Annotated in this window: 2 protein-coding genes; one reads left to right on the top strand and one right to left on the bottom strand. The window is 34.3% G+C overall.

The window, feature by feature from the left end:
• Window positions 1–171 precede the first annotated feature (171 nt).
• The gene (locus tag GSY74_RS08160) at window positions 172–393 is read right to left on the bottom strand and encodes a hypothetical protein (RefSeq protein WP_164664612.1); all 222 of its coding nucleotides are present in this window, start codon (window positions 391–393) and stop codon (window positions 172–174) included.
• A 169-nt stretch (window positions 394–562) separates the two neighbouring features.
• Here GSY74_RS08160 and GSY74_RS08155 point away from each other — a divergent pair.
• Window positions 563–1,840 (top strand): hypothetical protein (locus GSY74_RS08155; protein WP_164664611.1); only part of this gene is annotated, 1,278 nt, incomplete at its 3' end.

The raw sequence follows: 1,840 nt of genomic DNA, 5'->3' as shown, positions 1-1,840 counted from the left end.
CGATTCCGAAAATGCAAATTGCATATAAGGAAACGATGGCTTCAGCCTCGCTAATTCATTGGCATTGGGCTGAAGCCATCGGTTCCTAGTTTTGAAAGATGTCTATTTAACAAATTGAGTTAGAAGTAGGGGCAGACCAATGTGTCTGCCCAATGTTCGCATACAAAAATATTAATCTAAAACAGTAGACAGATACTCTGAATACCTCTCTCTACCCTTATAATTCAAATGATTATTATCAGCCCATAACTCATTTTCTATAGGAAAGTTAGTCAAATCAATAATATCTACTCCCACAAAGGTTTTATAAATATCATCCATACTGTATTTTACTCTATTGTCGAGTTGAGGTTCTAAAATTACAACAGTCTCTATATCGCGTCTCTTTAGCATAGATATAATAGCTACCTCGCTCCCATCGCTCCTGCGTGGGAGTGTATATGAGACTCTCGTATGCATTCCCACCGAGGACGGATGGGAACGAGTCAAGTCAAAATATTAAGGGAGAGCTAAGTTTGCTATGATAAGATAAAATCTTATCAACATAATAAGGAGATAAAGCATGAAAAAATTTCTATGGTTATTAAGCATTGTGTCGATGCTAGGATTAGCAAGTTGTGGTGGAGGTAGTAGCGAGGAGGCAAAAGCGTTACTGCAAAAGATTTTAAATCTAGTAGGGATTCCACAATCGATTGTGGTAAATATTTGTCAAGATGAGAACCGAGATGGTATCTGTGGAGCTTCAGAGCTTCAAGTAGAAGTAGCAATCAATCAAGGAGATAGTGCAGAGGATATTTGGCAAAAGATTACAAACACAGAAGAGGGGAAATATTTATTAGAAACATATGACTCAACTCTACCTATTTTAGTTGAATTTCAAGATAGTGATGTACACAGTGATGATGGTAATTTTATGCTTCATTTTGATGGTTTGACAAATACTCAAGAGGAGAAAGAGCTTTCTATTTTAGAGAGCATGATAGATGCAGAACATATTACAGAACAAAATGTACAAGCAATTAGAGATTTAGATAATCAAAAAGATCAAGACAAATTTTATAAGGTTCTTTTTCAGGATTTAAAAACCAATATCAATACTCTAAAAGATAGAAACTTGACATCCACTACAGCTATGAGTGGAAATATACAAGAGATGGCAAATGAGTTGCTTGAAAATGGTGTAACAGAAGAGCTTCCTAATAAGATTAATAGTTGTAGTGGAGATGATGCCTGTGTAGACAAAATATTAGAAGAGATTTCTAATGAGTTGATTATTCATGATAAAGAGATAGTTGGTGCAGAAGATACAAACAGTACTGAAATAAATAGTGCTGAAACAAATAGTACCGAAACAAACAGCTCTAGTAGTAAAGTTGATCTCTCTAAGTATTTTTCTAAAGAGTCTACAATCAAAAATTTTACAAAAAAAGAGGATGATCCATATAGTGAGGAGAGTATTAGTTCCACTAGCAGTAAAGTAGAGATTAGTGGAAATAGCGTTAGACAGATTTATCAATATGGTTCAGACAATGAGCATACTACTACATTTCTGATAAATGAAGATACCATTACTGCTACAGGTAAAGAGGGGGATGTATATGAACCAATATCTAGATATATAGACATTGGAGATACCACATTTTCTCAAACTTATAGTGGAAGTGATGAATACGGTTCATATAGTGGAACTATGATTTGTACATTTAACTCTTTAATTGAATCTTTTTCTCACGGAGGATATGAGTACTCAGGAGATATTTTAGAGGAAAAATGTGATTCAGATAGCACAAGGTTTACAGAAGATGGTACATATAGATATAAATATGGTTTGTATCGTTAT

It is taken from the genome of Sulfurovum sp. bin170, assembly GCF_010892395.1.
Taxonomy (GTDB): domain Bacteria; phylum Campylobacterota; class Campylobacteria; order Campylobacterales; family Sulfurovaceae; genus UBA1140.
The sequence above is the reverse complement of the archived record's forward strand: the minus strand, read 5'-3'. Positions and strand labels throughout refer to the sequence as shown.